Source organism: Pseudomonas sp. CK-NBRI-02 (genome assembly GCF_008124495.1).
Taxonomy (GTDB): domain Bacteria; phylum Pseudomonadota; class Gammaproteobacteria; order Pseudomonadales; family Pseudomonadaceae; genus Aquipseudomonas; species Aquipseudomonas guariconensis.
Map to the genome: position 1 here is coordinate 21,143 of NZ_VSJH01000035.1, position 21,101 is coordinate 42,243.

Consider the following 21,101-nt stretch of genomic DNA (forward strand, 5'->3'; position numbering starts at 1 on the left):
CAAGCTTCAAGCGGCAAGAAAAAGCCAAAGCCTGCGCGGATTTGCTTTTTCTTGCAGCTTGAGGCTTGAGGCTTGAGGCTTATGGCTTAAAATTCGACCGTGACCGCCTGGGCAGCCCGGGTCGCTTTGGCCCGCGCCGCTTCGATCGACTCGTCACGCGCCAGGCATACGCCCATGCGACGTTGGCCATTGATTTCCGGCTTGCCGAACAGGCGGATGGCGGTATCGGGCTCGCTCAGGGCCGCACCCAGGTTGGCGAAGGTGGTCTGCTGTGACCGACCTTCAGGCAAGATTACCGCCGAAGCCGACGGACCGAACTGACGCACTACCGGGATCGGCAGACCCAGAATCGCGCGAGCATGTAAGGCGAATTGCGAGAGGTCCTGGGAAATCAGGGTCACCAGCCCGGTATCGTGGGGACGCGGCGAGACTTCGCTGAACCACACTTGGTCACCCTTGACGAACAGCTCCACGCCGAACAGACCACGACCGCCCAGGGCGTCAGTGACCGCCTGAGCCACGCGCTGGGACTCGGCCAGAGCCTTCGGGCTCATGGCCTGTGGCTGCCAGGATTCCTGATAGTCGCCCTTTTCCTGACGGTGACCGACCGGTGCGAGGAAGGTGGTGCCGCCTACATGACGCACGGTCAACAGGGTGATTTCGTATTCGAAATCGATGAAACCTTCGATGATCACCCGGCCTTTGCCGGCGCGGCCGCCTTCCTGGGCATAGTCCCAGGCCTTCTGCAGATCGGCATCGCTGCGCAGCAGGCTTTGCCCCTTGCCCGAGGAACTCATCACCGGCTTGACCACGCAGGGGTAGCCCAGGTCGGCGACGGCCTTGGCGTAGTCTTCGAAGGTATCGGCGAAATGGTAGGGCGAGGTCGGCAGGTCCAGCTCTTCGGCGGCCAGCCGGCGAATGCCCTCACGGTTCATGGTCAGCTGGGTGGCGCGGGCGGTGGGAACGACATTGAAGCCTTCGTTCTCCAGCTCGACCAGGGTCGCGGTGGCGATGGCTTCGATCTCAGGGACGATGTAGTGCGGCTTTTCGGCTTCGATCACCGCACGCAGGGCAACGCCATCGAGCATGTTGATGACGTGGCTGCGGTGCGCGACCTGCATGGCGGGGGCATTGGCGTAGCGGTCCACGGCGATGACTTCGACACCCAGACGCTGCAGCTCGATCACCACTTCCTTGCCCAGCTCGCCGCAGCCACACAGCAGTACACGGGTCGCGGTGGGCGACAATGGGGTTCCGATACGGGTCATTTCAGGTCCTCGAAGGCGTCCGGGGCTGCGCCGGATTGGCTGCTGCCCGCTGAAAAAGGACCGATATTCTACACCCGCCGAGGCATTCCGGGGCCGCTGCGCAACCCCGATCACATCACCCTGCGACGACCTCGCGTCGGGCGCGCCAGGCCATGGCCAGCCACACGGCAGTGACGCCGGCAAACTTGGACGCCAGAGCCGTACCGATCACTGCCGGGGTCAGGGCGCCGATCATGCCGAAGAAGATGAAGGTGTCCACCGGAATGCTCAGGGCCGAGCTGAGCCATAGACGGTCACGCAACGGCCGACGGGTGATGCTGAACACCAGCCAGTCGATCAGCTCGGAGACGAAGAACGCGGTCGCACTGGCCAGGGCAATGGCAGGCTCCGAGGTGACATAGGACAGCACCAACGCCGCCAGCATGGCCAACAACGCGCCATGACCATAGCGGGTCTGCACCATGTCGCGCAGGATGAACACCAGCCCACCCCAGGCGGACCAGATCACATCCAGGTGCGGAGCACTGGAAAAGGCGTAGTTGATCAGCACTACGCTACTGATATAGGCAATGAGATAGAACATGGGATCACACGTTGGGCAAGCGGCACAGAATACTTGATTTTCGGGTCAACTACAGCCCCGACCCGATGATCAAGCCTGACGCCACCGCCCGCCCGTGGCACAGCACCAGCACCTGACGGCGCTCGTCGTTGCTCATGCGCGACCAGCGGGTGATCTCGCTCACCGTGCGCTGGCAACCGACGCAGATGTCCTGCTCGTCCAGCGCACAGACATTGACGCACGGCGAGGCGACCGGGCGTTCGGCGTTCTGCATGTCAGTCATCCTGGGGGCCAGCTCGCGCGCGTAGCGCTCGGCATTATGGACATAATGTGCGGCGCTGGCTTCGAGCATGCGCTTCTGCGCCTCGGTCAACTCGCGTACCACCTTGCCTGGCGAACCCATGACCAGCGAGCCGTCGGGAATTTCCTTACCCTCAGGAATCAGTGCGTTGGCGCCGATGATGCAATGCTTGCCGATGCGCGCGCCATTGAGAATCACGGCATTGATACCGATCAGGCTGTGATCGCCCACCGTGCAGCCATGGAGCATCGCGTTATGGCCGACGGTCACGCCCTTGCCGAGGGTCAGCGGCGAGCCCATGTCGGTGTGCATCACCGTGCCATCCTGGACGTTGCTGCCTTCGCCGATGTCGATCAGTTCGTTGTCGCCGCGCAGCACCGCGCCGAACCAGACACTGGCCCCGGCCTGCAGGCGCACCTTGCCGATCAGGGTGGCATTGGGGGCGGCCCAACTGGTGGGATGGGTCTCGACCCGCAGGTCGCCCAGGCGGTATTTCATGTCTTGCTCCTCACGGTTGAAGGCAGATGGCGGGTTGGACCCCGCTCAGATCTGGGTATAGCGCTCAGGGGGCTGGTGCAGGCTGATGCCAGCGTCGAACAGCACATTGACCAGTTCGACGATCATGATCGCCGACAACCCCCAGATCTTGTACTCGCCGTAGCGGTAGGCCGGCACGTACCAACTGCGCCCTTGGTAGTCGATACGGTGGGTATGGTCGCGCGGGTCCTGGCGGAAAAACGCCAGCGGAACCGTGAACACGGCGGCGATCTCCGCGTCGTTGGCACGGTATTCGACATAATCGGGGATGATCCCGACGAATGGCGTCACTTTAAGGCCATGCAGGGAGATCACCGGGCTCAGCGGACCGATGACTTCCACCAGTCCCGGCGGCAGACCGATTTCCTCCTCGGCCTCGCGCAGGGCGGTGAACACCAGGTCCGGATCCTCCGGGTCGCGTCTACCACCGGGGAAGGCCACCTCGCCTCCATGGGTGGAAAGCCCTTTGGCCCGCAGGGTCAGCACCAGCTCGGGCTCTTCGCTACGCGTGATGGGCAAGAGCACCGCCGCCTCGGGGAAACGCCGGTCGGTTTCCAGTGACGTGGGGGTGTGATTGCTCATTCGGCGAAGAAGCTCGTCCAGCATTGCACTCTCTCGATTCCAAGGCCTGCCCTGCATGATGCACCAAAGCCGTGAAGCACCCAAGCCCCGCCAGCAGGCCGCTTGCGCAGCGCAGGGCCGGCACGCCAAGATAGCTGCAGATAAAGGGAAGAACAGCATGAAATTCTGCAGCGCGTGCGGCCAGGCGGTCATTCAGCGGATCCCCGAGGGCGACAGCCGCCTGCGGTATGTCTGCGAGCATTGCCATACCATTCATTACCAGAACCCCAACATCGTTGCTGGCGTGCTCCCCACCTGGGGCAGCCAAGTGCTCCTTTGTCGACGGGCGATCGAACCGCGCCGGGGGTTCTGGACGCTGCCCGCCGGGTTCATGGAGAACGGTGAAACCCTCGATGCGGCCGCCCGACGCGAAACCGTCGAGGAGGCCTGCGCCCGGGTCGGGCAGATGAGCCTGTACCAGTTGTTCGACCTGCCTCACATCGACCAGGTACATGTATTCTTCCGCGCCGAGCTGGCTGACCTGGATTTTGCCGTTGGCGTCGAGAGCCTGGAGGTGCGCTTGTTCGAGGAACATGAAATTCCCTGGAACGAGTTGGCTTTCCGCACCGTCGTACGGACACTAGAATGCTATTATCGCGACCGCATCGGGCAGCACTACCCCGTAGGCCATGAGTACCTGCCGCCGATGAACGTCTCGTCGTCCACCACTTAGCTCTCAGGGATACGGTTTCATGCGTTGGTTGCTTGCCCTTTTCTGCCTTTCCGTTGCATCGGTGTCCCAGGCCGCCTTCACCGAGACCATCATTCGCAAGCCTGTCGAACCGTCTGCGGTCGCCAACCAACCACTGATCGACAAGGTCCTGGTGATCAAGTCCGAGCGCCGCCTGCAACTGATCAGCCGTGGCGAGCCACTCAAGACCTACCGCATCTCCCTGGGCAAGCAACCCAAAGGCACCAAAGAGCGCGAAGGCGACAGCAAGACGCCCGAAGGCCTGTACTGGCTTGACTGGCGCAAGGTCAGTGACCGCTTCAACCTGGCCATGCACATTTCCTACCCGAACATCAGCGATGCCGCCCGCGCCCGCCGCGAGGGCGTGAGCCCAGGCGGCATGATCATGATCCATGGCACGCCGATCAACGAGGACTACCCGGAGTGGTACTTCCATACCCTGGACTGGACCGAAGGCTGCATCGCCATGCGCAACAATGACATGCGCGAGGTCTGGGACATGGTCAAGGACGGGACCTTGATCGAGATCCGTCCCTGATTCCTACAATTCGATTAACTTTGTAGGAAATTACACACATTAAACCCACCCCCACCTGACGCCCAGATGGGTACGGGACCGCATCCAAACGGTAAGTCGGATTCTTAGAATCCCCGCAAAAAAGCACATACGTGCAGCCATTGCGGGGCTTCTCCATGTCGACTTCCTTGCGTCGCTTCGCCAGGCCAATACTGGCCAGCCTGGCCCTTGCCTTGATGGTCCACCCAACTGCGTGGGCCAACGATCCCGCCACCTCGCAACTACGCGAGCAACAACGCACCCTGCAGCTTCAAGAACGCCGGCAGCGCCTCGAGCGATGGCAACGCCGTCGTCAGCCAGGCCCGGTACGGGTCGACCCTGCCCCACCTACTCGCGCAGATTCACACTGCTGGCCCACCGCCGGGTTACGCCTGAGCGGGAACCGAGTGCTATCGAACCAGCAGCTGGAAGCGGTCCTGCGTCCCCTGTGGCGCCCTTGCCTGAGCGTCGACGACGTCAACACGCTGCTCAGGGCCATCACCGACAGCTACGTCCAGGCAGGTTATCCGGCCAGCCGCCCTTACCTGGCGCATCGGCCCCAGGCCGGCAAGCCACTGGCTATCGTCATCGTCGAAGGCTTCGTCGAATCCATCGAACTGGCCGGTGCCGACCTGCCGCTTTCCTTGCGAGGCGCCTTTCCCGACCTGCTCGGTCAGCCCTTGTACCTGCCCGCACTCGAGCAAGGCCTGGACCAGCTCAATCGCCTGCGGGCCTACGACTTGAACGCCGACCTGCTACCGGGCGAGATCCAAAGTGGTACACGCGTGGTCATCCAGCCGCGCCGCACCGGTTCGCGCTGGCACCTGGACAGCCGCCTGGACAACCGTGGCAGTGACCTGACCGGTCGTCATCGCCTCAACCTTGGGTTGGGACTGGACAGCCCACTGGGCTTGAACGACGACCTACGCCTGGGCGTGGCCTCGACCGTGTTCGACGCCCCCGGCCAAAGCCAAGGTGTGAACCTCTATTACAGCGTGCCCTACGGCCCGTGGAGCCTGGCCGTGAACGCCAGCTGGATGCGTTATCGCGCTCCCCTGCCACAACGGCGTCAGGTCAGCACCGGCGAAAGCCATCTCCAGGGCCTGAGCGTGGAACGCCTGCTATGGCGCAACAGCCAAGGGATGTTGAGTGCGCTCGCCCGACTGGACCGCAAGCAACTGGTCAACCGCATTCAACACACGGCGATCGCGCAGCAAAGCCCGACGCTGACCACCTTCGAGGCCGGCCTCAACCTGCTGTGGCTCGAAGGGGGACTGTGGAACGCCTATGTGGGCGTGTCCCAGAACCTGGACTGGTTTGGCGCCGAGCATTCACTGCTGCCCTCGGAAAGGGCTGCGCAAACGCATTGGCGCAAGTACCGGGCCAGCTTCGTGCATTTGCGCCAGGGGCCTGCGCAATGGCCCTGGCGTTGGCAGAGCGAGTTGAACCTTCAGTACAGCGAGCAACCGCTTGCGGCCATCGAGCAATTGCTGCTTAGCGACGACGCCGCCGTTCGCGGCTGGCGTCAGGACACGGTCGCCGGTGCCAGCGGCGCGGTCTGGCGCAACACCTTCAGCCAGCCCCTGCCCTTCTCCCGGACATTGGAGATACGCCCTCACCTGGGCCTGGACCTGGGCTGGACCCGCTTCACTCCCGCCAGCGCTCCCCAACGGATCGCAGGGGGCGCCCTGGGTGTAGTGCTAGGGCCTCCCGCCAATCACCTGCGCCTGGACTATCAACGAGCCCTGTACGCCAGCGAACGCAACCGCCGCTCGCTGGAACCTGGCCTCTGGGTCCTGGAGTGGACCCTGAGTCTCTGATCACACAACAAAAGAGAAAAAACAGTGACCCTTACTACCCACCCCCACTCGGTGAGCCCGGATGTCTTGCGCTGGGCCATTTTCATCGCCCTGGTGACATGCTCCTGCGCCGTGGCCGCAGATGGCCTGCAACCAACCACCGGGCCCGGCGGTACGCCGGTCGTCAACAATAACCACGGCGTACCGGTGATCGACATCGTCGCCCCTAACGCCCGCGGCCTGTCCCACAATCAGTTCCTCGACTACAACGTCGCCAAGCCCGGCGTGGTGCTCAACAACGCCTTGCGGCCTGGCCAATCACAACTGGTCGGTGCCCTGAACGCCAATCCACAATTCCAGGGCCAGGCCGCGTCGACCATCCTCAACGAAGTCGTCAGCCGCAACGCCTCGCTGATCGAGGGACCGCAGGAGATTTTCGGTCGCGCCGCCGACTACATCCTGGCCAACCCCAACGGCATCACCCTCAATGGCGGCAGCTTCATCAACACCACACGTGCCGGACTGCTGGTCGGCACGCCGGACATCCAGGATCAACAGATCCGCTTTCTCGATACCCTGAACGCCAGCGGTACCCTGCAGGTGCTCGAAGGCGGACAATCCAACCGCGAGGCGGCGCTGGAGCTGATCGCCCCACGCATCGATCAGCACGGGGCGCTCGAAGCCCGCACAGATCTGAACCTGACTGTCGGGCGAAATCGCATCGATGCCCAGGACGGGCAAATCATTCAGCACCTGCCCAGCGCCCCGGCCAGCATCGATGCCAGCCTGTTCGGCGCCATGCGTGCCGGGCGCATCCGGGTGGTAAGCACTGCCGAAGGTGCAGGTGTACGCGTGGGCACTTCCCCATTGAGCGCGGATAATGGCATCAGCGTCCGTTCTTCAGGCACCCTGCACGTCAGCGGCACCGCCGATGAACGTGCGCGTCTGCGCACCGAGCAGGGTGAACTGGCGTTGACCGCAGCTGGCGACCTGACGCTCGACGCCGTCGAGGCCAAAGCCGGGCGTATCGAATTCACCGCCGGCAACAAATTGACCCTGGACGCCAAGACTCGGGAAAGCCTCCAGCGCGATCACGAACAATGGAACAACAAGTTCCTCTTCGTCACCACCGAGACCTACAACCGCGAGCGCACCACCACCGACCGTCAGCAACAAGGGACACTGCTGCACGCCGACGAAGGGATCGCACTGCAATCAGGCGATGACATGCGCCTGGTGGCGGCGGACCTTCGAACCCGAGGCGAGCTGAGGCTCGACAGCGCGGCCAAGCTCGATGTCGAAGCCGGCATCGACAGTCAACGGATCGAAGAACAGGTGCGCCACCGCAAGCACCTGTGGCGCGGCGACAGCGATACCGACCGCTACAAGGAAACCGCCAACGCCAGCCAGCTGGAAGGCGGACGCATCGTGATGACCGCCGGCGATACGCTCAAGGTGCAGGGCAGCCGCCTGCAAAGCCAGGGCGACACCCTATTCAAGGCCGGTCAGGTGAGCGTGACCACGACCACCCTGCAGGACACAGGCACACAACGCGACTATCGGGGCGATCTGGTCTCCGGAGCCTTCTTCGGTTCACGCGATGGCAACGAACGCCAGGGTCAGACGGTGGCCGGCAGCGAGCTCAAGGTAGGAGGCGATCTCGACATCATCGCCGATCAGGTCACGGTCAAGGGCAGTACCTTGAGCAGCCAGGGCGATTCGGTCCTGTTCAGCGAAAAGGGCCTGCTGGCCATCAAGGCCGATCGCAACCGCATCACCACGACCGAGCACGAGCGCGACAGCAAGCTGTTTGGCCTGTTCGGTAGCGACCAGACACGCTCCACGCGCCAGGAGCAAGCAATCGTCAGCGACCTGAACGCCACCAGCGACCTGCGCCTGGCCAGTGCTGAAGAGATGCGCCTGATCGGCGCCAAGGCCACGGCAGGCAAAACGCTGCAGGTGCAGGCCAAGGGCGACCTGCTGATCGCCAGCGCGCAAGCCCAGACCCACAGCGAAACCCAGCAGGTACAGCGCGGGCTGAAAGCCAGCGCCCGCCAGACCCAGGATGCCCAGGACGGTAAGGCGGATTCGCGCCAGTTCGAAGCGAGCCTGGGGTACCAGGTCACCAACACCCAACAGCAGGCCGATCAGACGATGCAGACACCCAGTGAACTCAAAGGGGCAACGGTAAGCCTCGACAGCGGCGCTCACCTACAGGTCGATGGCTCCAGGGCCCAGGCCACCGCCGGCACGCTCACCGCCCAGGGCGCGAAAATCTCCCTCGGCGCAACGCACGATACCGTCCGATCGACCACCGAAAAGACCCGCAGCGAAGGAGGCCTCACAGTCTCGGGTGGCATCGACCGGCTGGGCAGCGCCACGACAGGCCAGCGTCACCAGAACACCACCGTCGAAAACGACAGCACGGCCGTGCGCAGCGAACTGCTGGCCAAGGGCGATCTGACGCTCTCTACCGCAAACCTTGCCAGCGACGCGGCCCGGGTGGAGGCAGGCGGGACCTTGCAGGTCAACGCACGGCAGATCGACAACCGGGCCGTTGAAGACCTCAAAGAGCGCAAGCAGGATGCCACCGACTGGCGCGCCGGCCTTGGCGCCAGCCTGGAATACCGCGACCTGACCCGGCCCATCGAGCGCCTGGTCCAAGGCGAGGAGGCTGCGCGCTTCCAACAAGCCTCGGTCGAGGATGCCCTGGCCGCCCCCAGCATCGGCGGCGACCTGACTGTCGAGCACATCAAGCGCTTGGAAAACCAGCGACGAGGATATGCACAGGTCAGCGAATTCACCGGTGCCTCGGTCCAGGTCAAGGCCGACCGGATCGAGGACCAAGGCACTCAATGGCGAGCCACTGCCGGCACGCTGAAGATCGACGCCGGGCGCCATCAACTGAAAGCGGCCAGCGATTCCCAGTCCGACACCCTCCAGCGCCTGGATGCCGGGGGCGACCTACGCGTGGACACCAGTACCGGGCAGGACATCAATGGCCGCGGCGCAGGTAAGGGAGGCTCTGTGGATAAAACGCAAACCCAGCTCACCGCACGCCCTGGCGGGCTGTTCGGCCAACAAGGCGTCCAGATCCAGCTCGCAGGCCCGGGCCTCTATGAAGGCACGCGCGTCGATGCAGGCAACGGCGCCTTCAGCGCCCAGAGTACCGGCAGCTTGACCTTTGCCGCCGCCACCGACAGCACATCCGAGCAATCGCTCCAGCTCACCGGCAACGCCTGGCTCAAGGGCGGCAATCGCCCCGGCAGCACAGGCCTTGAGGGGCGTGGCTATCTTGACCGCGAGCGCGAGCAACGCCAATCGGGCAACGCCCACGTCGCGCAGATCGACGCCAAAGGCGACGTCATCCTCAAAAGCGGCGGCGACCTGCTGCTCGAAGGCACCCGTATCGGCAGCCGGGAGGCGCCCACAGGCGAGGTCCGCCTGGACAGCGATGGCTTGCTGCAGATCAAGGCCGCCCGCAATACCCAAACGGCCAGTGGCGGCAAGATCGGTGGAGGCCTGGAACTGGCCGCCAAGACGGGTAACAGCAAGGGGGGCGCCCTGGGCGGCCACTTCACCCATGCAAAACTGGATGAAGACGCCAACCAAGCGGTCGACGCGCGCATCGACACCCGCGCAGAAGTGCATTTGAGCAGCCGCGCCCGCGAGGACGTCGCCCTGCACGCGCAAGGTCTGCACGTCTCGGCCACGCGGCTCGATCTGCAGACGCCCAATGGCGGCCTGCTGCTAGAGGCTTCAGGCAACCAGGACAAGCGCAGTAACCTGGACATCACCGGCGGCGCCGGCCTGACCCTCAGCCGAGGCGAACTCGACAGCCGCGGCCTGTATGGCCGGTTCAAGCTCGACCTCGATAAACGCGACAACCAGACCTGGAATGCCAACACCCTACGCGCAGACCACATCAACCTGTACACCCAGGGCGATGCCCGCTTCGAAGGTACCAGCCTGGGGGCCGGACGTATCCAGGGTTCGGTTGGCGGCGACCTGTTGCTGGCCAGTCGCAAGGACCGCATCGATACCCTGACCGTCGGGGTAGATGCGCGCTTGAGCCAAGAGAAGAACCCACAAAGCTATACCAACGCGGCCAAAGCCCTGGCGGGCCCGGCATCAGGCAAAGTCGGCAATAAGACCAGCTCCGCCCTGAGCCAGGCCGAGCCCGGCTTGTCCCCTACCTTCAAGCTGGACCTGTCCCATCTACAGCGCGACACCGTGGCCCATCAAGCCACCTTCAAGGGCACCGACGGCATCGCCCTCAAGGTCGGTGGCGATGCGAAGCTGGTGGGTGCGCGCTTGCTGTCGGCAAACGGCTCTGTCGAGCTGGATGCAGCCTCCGTCACCCGCCAAACCCTCTCGGGCACCGACTACCGTCGAGATGTCTCGATCGACGCGTCCAACTCGCCGGTCGACCTGGGGACAGCCATCGCCGAGCTGGCCAAGGACAAAGGCGCGGCCGAGGGCGACAACCCACTGGATCTGGGCCTGGTACGCACCAGTGGACACAACCGCACGGAGCAATGGGCCTCGCACATCGAGCAGAAGCGCCGCTAGGCCAACCGTGGCACGAGCAGGCATGCCTGCTCGTTTTCGAGGGCAAGGCCATCCATCACACATCCTGAAAACCAATCCTGGCCGTGACGAACGGGTTTCGGCGACCCTTTCATGGTTTTGCCAAAAAATCGTCATACTTTGCGTTCAAAGTCGCGGTCTTCCTTCCACTCAGCAACGCAAGGACACCCTGATGAGTCGAGAAAGCGGCGATAACCTTGATCGCAACTCCAGCGGCAACCTGCCCATGGCCAGTGTCATGGATGCCTACCTGAGCCGGCGCAGCGTCATGCGCGGCAGCTTGGGGGCGGCCATCGCGCTGATCGCAGGGGCAGGCCTGACCGGCTGCCTGAGCAGTGGCGCCAACCAAGGCACGCCCGCTCCGGCCCGTCCCGCCACTCCCAGGCCCAGACTGGGGTTCCAGTCGATCCCCGGCTCGCGTACCGATGGCTGCGCCGTGGCCGCCGGCTACAGCGCCTATGTACTGGCGCCCTGGGGCACACCGTTGAACAGCAAGGCCAGCCCCTGGAAAGCCGACGGCAGTAACACATCCACAGATCAGGCCAACGCCATGGGCATGCACCACGACGGCATGCACTTCTTTCCCATCGGTGGCAGTTCCGACGATGGCCTGCTGGCAATCAACTTCGAATACATCGACCCTGCCGCGCTGCACCCGAACGGCCCGACCACCTCTGCCAATGGCAAGCGCCCGGCCGAAGAAGTGCGCAAGGAAATCAACGCCCACGGCGCCGGCGTGGTTCGCCTGCGCAAACTCAACGGGCGCTGGCAGGTGGTCGACAATGACCCGCTCAGCCGCCGCTTCACCACCGCCTCGCTGATGGAGATCGCCGGCCCTCTGCGCGGCAGCGAGCACGTCAAGACCCGATTCTCGCCCACCGGCACCCAGTGCCGTGGCACCAACAACAACTGCGGTAACGGCTATACACCCTGGGGCACTTACCTCACGTGCGAGGAGAACTGGCCCGGCATCTTCGTCAACAAGGGCACCCGCCCTGCCGACCAAGTGCGCATCGGCGTGGCCACCTCGAGCGGCCAGTACGGCTGGGAGAGCGCCGCAGGTGACCGCAGCGAAGCCAACGACGAGTTCGCCCGCTTCGACATCACCCCTCGCGGCGCCAGTGCCACCGAGGACTACCGCAACGAAGCCAGCACTTACGGCTACATCGTCGAGATCGACCCGTACGACGCCCGCACGCGCGCCGTCAAACGCACCGCGCTGGGCCGGTTCCGCCACGAGGGCTGCTGTCCTGGCCTGGCGGTAGCCGGCAAGCCGCTGGTCTGGTACATGGGCGACGACTCCAACAATGAATACCTGTACAAGTTCGTCTCTGACGCTGTCTGGGACCCTGCCGACGCCAACCCGAGCGATCGACTGGCCACCGGCGCCAAGTACCTGGACCACGGCAAGCTCTACGTGGCGCGCTTCGATGCTGACGGCACCGGCCACTGGCTGTTGCTCGCCCCCGGCACAGCCACCACCGGCGGCAGCACCTTGGGTGCGCTGTACGGCGACCTGGCCGGGATCATTCTCAATACCCGGGGTGCTGGCGATGCCGTGGGCGCAACGCCCATGGACCGCCCGGAGTGGACGGCGGTCAATCCCCTCAATGGTGACGCCTATGTCACCCTGACCAACAACAGCGAACGCACACCGGCCAAGGTCGATGCGGCCAACCCACGCGGCCCGAACCGCCACGGCCACATCATCCGTTGGCACGACAGCGACGATCAGCGCAGCTTCACCTGGGACATCTTCGTCTTTGGCGCCAATGCCGATGGCGGTGCCGACATCAATCGTTCGGGCCTGACCGAACTGAACCAGTTCGCCAGCCCCGATGGAATGAGTTTCGATAGCCGCGGTGTGCTGTGGTTCGAGACCGACAACAGCGAATCGAGCGTGACTCGCTATACCAACGACCAGTTGCTCGCGGTGATCCCTACCGATCTGGTGGACGCAAACGGCAGGCAAGTGCCGATCGATGCCCGCAACCAGGCAGACTTGCGCCGCTTCTTCGTCGGGCCGAACGGCTGCGAAGTGACTGGCATCACCTTCACTCCCGACAACAAGACGTTGTTCGTCAACATCCAGCATCCGGCCAACTGGCCCCGCAGTGACATCGCTACCGACGCCACCCCCACGGGCAGCCGCGTGCGACCTCGGTCGTCGACCGTGGTGATTCAACGCAAGGATGGAGGAGAGATCGGCATCGGCTGATGCCTGTAGAAAGGGCCGCTACGCGTCCCATCGCAAGCGTCGAGCGCGCTGCGATGGGCTGCATAGCGGCCCCTGGGATATCACACGAACGGGATCAGAACTCGGCGAGCCGCCAGACCTCGTAGGCTGGCGTCTCGTACGGGTGGCTCGCCTTGAGCGCGGCGACGACTTGGGCGATCAACTCATCCGCCACCACCAGCTCGACCTTCCACTCCTCCACCTGCTCGACCTGACCGGTCTGCCCGAGGTACGGCTGGCTGCCGTCCAACGGGCGGAACTGGCCCAGGCCCTGCGTCTGCCAGGCACAGTGGTCATAGTCGCCGATGCGTCCGCCGCCTGCGGCGAACACAGCGGCCTTGACCACTTCCACATGGCTCGGCGGCACGAAGAAGGCGAGCTTGTACACGTTTAGTTCACCCAGACGCGCGCATTGCGGAACATGCGCATCCAGGCGCCGTCTTCCTGCCACTCGTCCGGACGCCAGGAGTTCTGCACGGCACGGAATACACGCTCAGGGTGCGGCATCATGATGGTCACGCGACCGTCGCGGCTGGTGAGGCCGGTGATGCCACGCGGCGAGCCGTTCGGGTTGGCCGGGTAGGCCTCGGTGACCTTGCCGTGGTTGTCGACAAAGCGCAGGGCCACGCAACCGGACAGGTCCGCTTCCAACAGGGCTTCCTCGCTGGCGAACTCGGCATGGCCTTCACCGTGGGCGATGGCGATCGGCATGTGCGAACCGGCCATGCCCTGCAGGAAGATCGAGTTGGACTTCTGCACCTCGACCATCGCCACCCGCGCCTCGAACTGCTCCGAACGGTTGCGCACGAAGTGCGGCCAGTACTCGGTGCCCGGGATGAGTTCGTGCAGGTTGGACATCATCTGGCAACCATTGCACACGCCCAGGGCGAAGCTGTCGTTACGCTCGAAGAACGCCTGGAAGGCTTCACGGGCACGGCTGTTGAACAGCGCCGACTTGGCCCAGCCTTCACCGGCGCCCAACACGTCACCGTAGGAGAAGCCACCACAGGCCACCAGGCCCTTGAACTCGGCGAAGTCGACACGACCGGCGAGAATGTCGCTCATGTGCACATCGATGGCGGCAAAGCCTGCGCGGTCGAAGGCGGCAGCCATCTCGACCTGGCCGTTGACGCCCTGCTCGCGCAGGATGGCCACTTGCGGGCGCACGCCCTTCTTGATGTACGGCGCTGCGATGTCGTCGTTGACGTCGAAGCCCAGCTTGACCGACAGGCCTGGGTTTTCTTCTTCCAGCAGGACGTCGTATTCCTGGTCGGCGCAATCGGCGTTGTCACGCAGGCGCTGGATCTGGTAGCTGGTCTCGGCCCACTGGCGCTGCAGCAGACGACGCTGGTCGTCGAACAGCACTTCGCCATTGAGGCTGATGGACACTTCGCCGTTGTTGACCGGCTTACCGATCACCGCGACGCAGTCGCCCAGGCCAGCGGCGCTGAACTGTGCCAGCACGTCCGGGGTGGCGTCCTGGCGAACCTGGATGACCGCGCCCAGCTCTTCGTTGAAGAGAATGGCCGGTACGTCGCCTTTGCTGTCGGTCAGCGGATCGAGTTGCAGGTCCAGACCGCAGTGGCCAGCGAAGGCCATCTCCAGCACGGTGGTCAGCAGGCCGCCGTCGGAACGGTCGTGGTAGGCCAGCAGGTGGCCGTCGGCGTTCAGGCCCTGAACCACTGCGAAGAAGGCCTTGAGATCCTCTGGGTCGTCGACGTCCGGTGCCTGGGCGCCGAGCTTGCCGAAGGTCTGGGCCAGGATCGAGGCGCCCATGCGGTTCTTGCCGCGGCCCAGGTCGATCAGGATCAGGTCGGTCTCGCCCTTGTCCATGCGCAGTTGCGGCGTCAGGGTGTCACGGATGTCGACCACCGGTGCGAAGCCGCTGACGATCAGCGACATCGGTGCGGTGACGCTCTTCTCGACGCCGTCCTCGCTCCATTTGGTCTTCATCGACATGGAGTCCTTGCCCACCGGAATGGTCAGGCCCAGCTCAGGGCACAGCTCCATGCCGACGGCCTTGACGGTGTCGTACAGGCGGGCGTCTTCACCCGGGTGCCCAGCCGCGGACATCCAGTTGGCCGACAGTTTGATGTCGGAGAGTTTCTCGATACGGGCACCGGCCAGGTTGGTCAGTACTTCGCCGATGGCCATACGGCCAGAGGCTGGGGCATCGAGCAGGGCCAGCGGGGTGCGCTCGCCCATGGCCATGGCTTCGCCGGTGTAGACGTCGAAGCTGGTGGCGGTGACGGCGCAGTCGGCCACCGGGACCTGCCACGGGCCGACCATCTGATCGCGGGCGACCAGGCCGGTGATGGTGCGGTCGCCGATGGTGATCAGGAAGCTCTTGCTGGCAACGGCCGGGTGGTGCAGGACGCGCTCGACGGCGTTGTCCAGGTCCAGCGTGCTCGGGTCGAAGTCATCGCCCAGCTCGGCTTCACGGGTGACCGAGCGGTGCATGCGCGGCGGCTTGCCGAGCAGCACATCCAGCGGCATGTCCACCGGGGTGTTGTCGAAATGGCTGTCGGTGACGGTGAGGTGTTTCTCCTCGGTGGCTTCGCCGACCACGGCGAACGGGCAGCGCTCGCGCTCGCAGATGGCCTTGAAGCGCTCGAAGTCCTCGGCGCTGACCGCAAGCACGTAACGTTCCTGGGACTCGTTGCTCCAGATCTCGTGCGGGGCCATGCCCGGCTCGTCGTTGGGCACGTTGCGCAGTTCGAAACGCCCACCGCGACCACCGTCGTTGACCAGTTCAGGGAAGGCGTTGGAAATACCACCGGCGCCGACGTCATGGATGAAGGCGATCGGGTTCTTGTCGCCCAGTTGCCAGCAGCGGTCGATGACCTCCTGGCAACGGCGTTCCATTTCCGGGTTTTCGCGCTGTACCGAGGCGAAGTCCAGGTCGGCGGAGCTGGCGCCGGTGGCAACCGACGAAGCCGCGCCGCCACCCAGGCCGATCAGCATGGCCGGGCCGCCGAGCACGATCAGCTTGGCGCCGACAGTGATTTCGCCCTTCTGCACGTGGTCTTCACGGATGTTGCCCATACCGCCGGCGAGCATGATCGGCTTGTGGTAGCCGCGCACTTCTTCACCGCGCGGGGTGTCGATGGCTTGCTCGAAGGTACGGAAGTAGCCGGTCAGGGCCGGACGGCCGAACTCGTTGTTGAATGCGGCGCCGCCCAGGGGGCCTTCGACCATGATGTCGAGAGCGTCGACGATACGGCCCGGCTTGCCATAGGCCTGCTCCCACGGCTGTTCGAAGCCAGGGATGCGCAGGTTGGAAACGGTGAAGCCGGTCAGGCCGGCCTTGGGCTTGGCCCCACGACCGGTGGCGCCTTCGTCGCGGATCTCGCCGCCGGAGCCGGTGGAGGCGCCGGAGAACGGGGCGATGGCGGTCGGGTGGTTGTGGGTCTCGACCTTCATCAGGATATGCACCGGCTCCTGGACCGCGCCGTACTGGCGGGTTTCAGGATTCGGGAAGAAGCGGCCCGCCACGTGGCCGACGATGACCGAGGCGTTGTCCTTGTACGCGGACAGCACGCCTTCGCTGTGCATCTGGTAGGTGTTCTTGATCATGCCGAACAGGCTCTTTTCCTGAGCCTGGCCGTCGATGTCCCAACTGGCGTTGAAGATCTTGTGGCGGCAGTGTTCGGAGTTGGCCTGGGCGAACATCATCAGCTCGATGTCGTTCGGGTTGCGCTTGAGGCCCTGGAAGGCATTGACCAGGTAGTCGATCTCGTCTTCGGCCAGGGCCAGGCCCAGGTCGACGTTGGCCTGGGCCAGTGCGGCACGGCCACCGCCGAGAATGTCCACGGAGGTCATCGGCTTGGGCTGGGCGTGGCTGAACAGGTCCGCTGCGTCCTCCAGACGGGCCAGCACGCGCTGGGTCATGCGGTCGTGCAGCTCGGCGGCGATCAGCGCGACGTCGGCATCGGACAGCTCCCCGGCGACGTAGTAGGCGATACCGCGCTCCAGGCGCTGGATGCTCTGCAGGCCGCAGTTATGGGCGATGTCACTGGCCTTGCTGGCCCAGGGCGAGATGGTGCCCAGGCGCGGGACCACCAGGAACAGGCGACCGGCCGGCTCCTGGACCGGAACGCTCGGACCGTACTTGAGCAGACGCCCCAGCACCTGCTGCTGGTCGGCGGTCAGCTCGCCATCGACATCGGCGAAGTGGGCGAATTCGGCATACAAACCAGTAACAGCGGGGACTTTCTGGCTCAGTTGCTCGAGTAACTTACCGTGGCGGAAGGCAGAAAGGGCAGGAGCGCCGCGCAGGATCAACATCGTCGGGACAGCCTCAGGAAGGGGTGTGCTTAGAGGCCGTGCATTCTAGCCTAATTCGCAGACTTTCGGCACCCGCTCTAAGCCAATGCTGCCGGGCGGCGGAACCGGACTTCGGGGTCAGAAATATCGCTTCAAGCGGCAAGCCTCAAGCGCAAAGAAAATGCAGGCCGCCACGGTCCGCTTTTCGCTTATCGCTTGCCGTCTGAATCAGCTAGCAGACCTGCCAACCATTGTCGAGATATGGCGGGACCGGTCCTTTGCGTATACTGCAACCTATGTTCGCCCTCACTGCTTTGCGCCAGCGCTGCGCCAGATGGCTCTTCGCAACCGGACTCTTCCTGCTGCTCGGTGCCTGTGTTGAAAAACCCAGCACCCTCGAGCGCGTCAAGGAGGACGGCGTGCTGCGCGTGATAACCCGCAACAGCCCCGCCACCTATTTCCAGGACCGCAACGGTGAAACCGGTTTCGAGTACGAACTGGTCAAGCGTTTTGCCGACGAACTGGGCGTGAAACTCGAGATCGAGACCGCCGACAGCCTCGATGAACTGTTCGACCAGCTGGGCAAGCCCTCCGGCCCGGTGCTGGCCGCCGCCGGACTGGTCAGCAGCGAAAAACGCACGGCCCAGGCAAGGTTCTCCCACCCTTACCTTGAGGTGACCCCGCAGGTCATCTACCGCAACGGCCGCTCACGCCCCACCAACGTCAAGGGGCTCATCGGCAAGAAGATCATGGTGCTCAAGGGCAGCAGCCACGCCGATCAACTGGCCGAACTGAAAAAGCAGAATCCTGCCCTGGTATACGAAGAGTCCGACGCGGTCGAGGTCGTTGATCTACTGCGCATGGTCGATGAAGGCCAGATCGACCTGACCTTGGTGGATTCCAACGAACTGGCCATGAACCAGGTCTACTTCCCCAACGTCCGAGTGGCCTTCGACCTGGGGGATTCCCGCGATCAACGCTGGGCGGTTGCCGCCGGCGAAGACAACAGCCTGCTCAACGAGGTCAACGAGTTTCTCGACAAGTCGCAGAAGAACGGCACCCTTCAGCGCCTGAAGGATCGCTACTACGGCCATGTCGACGTGCTCGGCTATGTCGGGGCCTACACCTTCGCTCAACACTTGCAGCAGCGCTTGCCCAAGTACGAGAAGCATTTTCGCACCACCGCCAAGGCCGAGCAGGTGGACTGGCGCCTGCTGGCGGCGATCGGTTACCAGGAATCGATGTGGCAGCCGGAGGTTACCTCCAAGACCGGCGTGCGCGGCTTGATGATGCTGACCCAACGCACCGCCCAGGCCATGGGCGTGTCCAATCGCCTGGACCCGAAACAGAGCATCCAGGGCGGCGCCAAATATTTCATGCTCGTCAAGGACCAGCTCGACGAGAGCATCAAGGAACCGGATCGCACCTGGTTCGCCCTGGCCGCCTACAACGTCGGCAGCGGCCACCTGGAAGACGCACGCATGCTAGCCAAACGAGAAGGCCTGAATCCGAACAAGTGGCTGGACGTGAAGAAAATGCTGCCGCGCCTGTCGCAGAAGCAGTGGTACCGCAAGACCCGCTACGGCTATGCCCGCGGCGGCGAACCGGTGCACTTCGTGGCCAACATCCGCCGTTACTACGACATCCTTACCTGGGTGACCCAGCCGCAGCTCGAGGGGCAGGTGGCCGAAGGCAACCTGCACGTGCCGGGGGTCAACAAGGACAAGCCGGCCGAACAGCCCTCGCCGATGTGACGCACAGGCGTTGCTAGCACTTGGCCCGCCGTGCCTTGAAGAAATCGCTCAGAATCTGCCCGCACGCCTCGGCCAATACCCCTCCCTCGAACATCACCCGATGATTCAAAAAGCCCTGGGTGAAGAACTGCCCCTGGCTCTGCACGATCCCGGCCTTGGGCTCCAACGCGCCATAAACCACCCGCGCAATGCGCGAATGCACGATCAGCCCGGCGCACATGCTGCACGGCTCCAGTGTCACGTACAGCGTACTGCCGGGCAGTCGGTAGTTGCTGGCGGCCTGCGCGGCCGCACGGATAGCTACCATCTCGGCGTGCGCACTGGGATCGCTGTCGGTGATAGGACGGTTGAAGCCCTGTCCGATGACCTGGCCATGCTGCACCAGCACCGCGCCAACCGGCACCTCGCCCATGGCCGCCCCCTGTGCGGCGAGTTCCAGGGCTAATTGCATGAATTCCTGATCGCGGCTGCGATCGATGATCTGCGGACGCATCAGACCACCGCTATCGCGGCCATAAGGCCGGTTTCCATGTGGTCGATCACATGGCAATGGAACATCCAGGTACCAGGGTTATCAGCCACCAGCGCTACCTGGGCGCGCTCGTTCTTGCCCAGCAAATAGGTATCGGTGAACCAAGGTTCGACGATCTTGCGGCGATTGGACGCAATTACCTTGAAACTCATGCCATGCAAATGAATGGGATGCTGGTACTGGGTCATGTTTTTCAATTCGAAGATGTAACTCTTGCCCTTCTTTAGCGTGGCGATCGGGCGATCGGCGCAGGTCTTGTCGGTGATGTCCCAGGCCTGACCGTTGATCTGCCACAAGCTCGGTGGACGACCGTTGTCGGTATCCACCGACACCTTGCCGGCCCATTCGAAATTGAAGTTGAGCTTTTGCGCATTCTCCAAGTCCGGCTCGGCGATCGGGTTGGCCGGTAGCGCCTTGGGCCAATCCCCCGGCGCCTGGTCGCTGGCCACCGAACGCAGGGTCCCCAAGCGCACGAAGCCGTCACGCAGAGAAATCTCCTCGCCTGCCTCGGGGATGCGGATCGCCAGGCAAATGCGCATGCCTGGGCCGAGCCAGTAATCCTCTTCCAATACGCGCGGAGTGACGGGATTGCCATCGAGCGCGTACACCCGCGCCTCGCAGTTGCCCTTGAGGTTGATGCGGTAGGTCCAGGTGTTGTCCAGGTTCAACAGACGCACCCGCACCACCTGGCCTGCCGGCAGCTCGGTGACCGCGTCCGCCTGGCCGTTGATGGTGATCAGGCGCCCAGCCGTACCGTTGCGCGCGGCTTCGCGAGGGATACTGAACGGCAGCCAGCCCCCCTGTTCGTCCACGTGCCAGTTCTTCAGGCTCAAGGTCCGCTCATGCAGGAAACCGGTAGGCTCGCGCTCCTCGACGATCAACGGACCGACCAGGCCACGCCCCAGCTCTTCGGAACTGCTGACGTGGGGGTGGTACCAGTAGCTGCCAGCATCGGGCACACGGAACTTGTAGTCGAAGAACTCGCCCGGCTTGACTGGCAATTGCGAAACGTAGGGCACCCCGTCCATTTCCAGCGGCAGACGGATGCCATGCCAATGGATGGTCGTTTCCACGGGCAGGTGATTGATGAAGCGCACCCGCAACCAGGTGCCCTGACGGACACGCAGTTCAGTACCTGGCGCCGAGGGGCCAAAGGCCCAGGCCTGGGTTTTGAACCCCGGCACCAGCTCCACGTCCAGCGGGGCAGCGATCAGTTCATAATCGTGCCCGGCGTTCTCGTCCTCGACTTTGCCCAACCAGTAACGCGCCGCGCCTCCGGCGCCCAAGCCAACCACGGCAAGGCCGGTCAGGCCCTTGAGCATTTGTCGACGGGTAAAGGACATCGGTGCGGGTACCTCGTTTCTGCGCAATCAGTCTGCCAGCAGTGC

At 63.9% G+C, this 21,101-nt stretch carries 14 protein-coding genes and 1 pseudogene; 6 read left to right on the forward strand and 9 right to left on the reverse strand.

All coding sequences use genetic code 11. The features are described from left to right. Positions 1–86: 86 nt before the first annotated feature. The 5 genes and pseudogenes from purT to DQ397_RS19770 all read right to left on the reverse strand — a co-directional run bounded on the left by purT (position 87) and on the right by DQ397_RS19770 (position 3,274). The gene (gene purT, locus DQ397_RS19755; protein ID WP_043212445.1) at positions 87–1,268 is read right to left on the reverse strand and encodes a formate-dependent phosphoribosylglycinamide formyltransferase; all 1,182 of its coding nucleotides are present in this window, start codon (positions 1,266–1,268) and stop codon (positions 87–89) included. A gap of 115 nt (positions 1,269–1,383) precedes the next feature. After that, positions 1,384–1,851, reverse strand: coding sequence for a VUT family protein (locus DQ397_RS19760; protein ID WP_043212443.1), 468 nt, complete (start codon positions 1,849–1,851; stop codon positions 1,384–1,386). 49 nt (positions 1,852–1,900) lie between these two features. Next, positions 1,901–2,104, reverse strand: a complete 204-nt coding sequence (locus tag DQ397_RS24570) for a DUF1289 domain-containing protein (protein WP_178113805.1) — start codon at positions 2,102–2,104, stop codon at positions 1,901–1,903. 18 nt (positions 2,105–2,122) lie between these two features. Further along, positions 2,123–2,629: pseudogene (locus tag DQ397_RS19765) on the reverse strand (gamma carbonic anhydrase family protein); the annotation flags it as partial. 45 nt (positions 2,630–2,674) lie between these two features. Continuing rightward, positions 2,675–3,274 (reverse strand): CoA pyrophosphatase, encoded by a 600-nt coding sequence (locus tag DQ397_RS19770; protein WP_070574714.1) that lies wholly within the window; start codon positions 3,272–3,274, stop codon positions 2,675–2,677. 133 nt (positions 3,275–3,407) lie between these two features. Between DQ397_RS19770 and DQ397_RS19775 the strand changes: the two genes are divergently transcribed. From DQ397_RS19775 to DQ397_RS19795, 5 genes are all read left to right on the forward strand, one after another. Further along, complete coding sequence (locus DQ397_RS19775) at positions 3,408–3,962, forward strand: NUDIX hydrolase (RefSeq protein ID WP_043212441.1); 555 nt, start codon at positions 3,408–3,410, stop codon at positions 3,960–3,962. Between the two features lie 19 nt (positions 3,963–3,981). Then, complete coding sequence (locus DQ397_RS19780; RefSeq protein WP_043212440.1) at positions 3,982–4,518, forward strand: murein L,D-transpeptidase family protein; 537 nt, start codon at positions 3,982–3,984, stop codon at positions 4,516–4,518. Positions 4,519–4,673: 155 nt separating this feature from the next. After that, positions 4,674–6,356, forward strand: a complete 1,683-nt coding sequence (locus DQ397_RS19785; RefSeq protein WP_043212438.1) for a ShlB/FhaC/HecB family hemolysin secretion/activation protein — start codon at positions 4,674–4,676, stop codon at positions 6,354–6,356. Between the two features lie 24 nt (positions 6,357–6,380). Then, positions 6,381–10,907: a hemagglutinin repeat-containing protein gene (locus DQ397_RS19790; protein WP_043212436.1), complete on the forward strand. Its 4,527-nt coding sequence runs from the start codon at positions 6,381–6,383 to the stop codon at positions 10,905–10,907. 190 nt (positions 10,908–11,097) lie between these two features. Beyond that, on the forward strand, positions 11,098–13,143 hold the full coding sequence (locus DQ397_RS19795) for a PhoX family phosphatase (RefSeq protein WP_043212434.1): 2,046 nt from the start codon (positions 11,098–11,100) through the stop codon (positions 13,141–13,143). A gap of 94 nt (positions 13,144–13,237) precedes the next feature. On the opposite strand, the gene DQ397_RS19800 is transcribed toward DQ397_RS19795, so the two are convergent. Both DQ397_RS19800 and purL read right to left on the reverse strand, forming a co-directional pair. Next, positions 13,238–13,549: a YqfO family protein gene (locus DQ397_RS19800; protein WP_043212432.1), complete on the reverse strand. Its 312-nt coding sequence runs from the start codon at positions 13,547–13,549 to the stop codon at positions 13,238–13,240. A 2-nt stretch (positions 13,550–13,551) separates the two neighbouring features. After that, entirely contained in the window at positions 13,552–17,448 is a 3,897-nt protein-coding gene (gene purL / locus DQ397_RS19805; protein ID WP_043212430.1) for a phosphoribosylformylglycinamidine synthase, read from the reverse strand. 275 nt (positions 17,449–17,723) lie between these two features. Between purL and mltF the strand changes: the two genes are divergently transcribed. After that, positions 17,724–19,181: a membrane-bound lytic murein transglycosylase MltF gene (mltF, locus tag DQ397_RS19810; RefSeq protein ID WP_043212426.1), complete on the forward strand. Its 1,458-nt coding sequence runs from the start codon at positions 17,724–17,726 to the stop codon at positions 19,179–19,181. A gap of 13 nt (positions 19,182–19,194) precedes the next feature. On the opposite strand, the gene tadA is transcribed toward mltF, so the two are convergent. Both tadA and DQ397_RS19820 read right to left on the reverse strand, forming a co-directional pair. Continuing rightward, on the reverse strand, positions 19,195–19,674 hold the full coding sequence (gene tadA / locus DQ397_RS19815; RefSeq protein ID WP_043212425.1) for a tRNA adenosine(34) deaminase TadA: 480 nt from the start codon (positions 19,672–19,674) through the stop codon (positions 19,195–19,197). After that, positions 19,674–21,056, reverse strand: coding sequence for a multicopper oxidase family protein (locus DQ397_RS19820; protein ID WP_043212423.1), 1,383 nt, complete (start codon positions 21,054–21,056; stop codon positions 19,674–19,676). Before DQ397_RS19820 ends, tadA begins: the two co-directional genes overlap by 1 nt. Between the last annotated feature and the right edge of the window lie 45 nt (positions 21,057–21,101).

Bases quoted from the DNA above. Each gene is read 5' to 3' on its own strand.
- DQ397_RS19760 (WP_043212443.1), bottom strand. From the start codon at position 1,851: ATGTTCTATCTCATTGCCTATATCAGTAGCGTAGTGCTGATCAACTAC.
- DQ397_RS19820 (WP_043212423.1), bottom strand. From the start codon at position 21,056: ATGTCCTTTACCCGTCGACAAATGCTCAAGGGCCTGACCGGCCTTGCC.
- DQ397_RS19770 (WP_070574714.1), bottom strand. From the start codon at position 3,274: ATGCTGGACGAGCTTCTTCGCCGAATGAGCAATCACACCCCCACGTCA.
- purT (WP_043212445.1), bottom strand. From the start codon at position 1,268: ATGACCCGTATCGGAACCCCATTGTCGCCCACCGCGACCCGTGTACTG.
- purL (WP_043212430.1), bottom strand. From the start codon at position 17,448: ATGTTGATCCTGCGCGGCGCTCCTGCCCTTTCTGCCTTCCGCCACGGT.
- DQ397_RS19775 (WP_043212441.1), top strand. From the start codon at position 3,408: ATGAAATTCTGCAGCGCGTGCGGCCAGGCGGTCATTCAGCGGATCCCC.
- DQ397_RS24570 (WP_178113805.1), bottom strand. From the start codon at position 2,104: ATGCAGAACGCCGAACGCCCGGTCGCCTCGCCGTGCGTCAATGTCTGT.
- DQ397_RS19780 (WP_043212440.1), top strand. From the start codon at position 3,982: ATGCGTTGGTTGCTTGCCCTTTTCTGCCTTTCCGTTGCATCGGTGTCC.
- tadA (WP_043212425.1), bottom strand. From the start codon at position 19,674: ATGCGTCCGCAGATCATCGATCGCAGCCGCGATCAGGAATTCATGCAA.
- DQ397_RS19795 (WP_043212434.1), top strand. From the start codon at position 11,098: ATGAGTCGAGAAAGCGGCGATAACCTTGATCGCAACTCCAGCGGCAAC.
- mltF (WP_043212426.1), top strand. From the start codon at position 17,724: ATGTTCGCCCTCACTGCTTTGCGCCAGCGCTGCGCCAGATGGCTCTTC.
- DQ397_RS19785 (WP_043212438.1), top strand. From the start codon at position 4,674: ATGTCGACTTCCTTGCGTCGCTTCGCCAGGCCAATACTGGCCAGCCTG.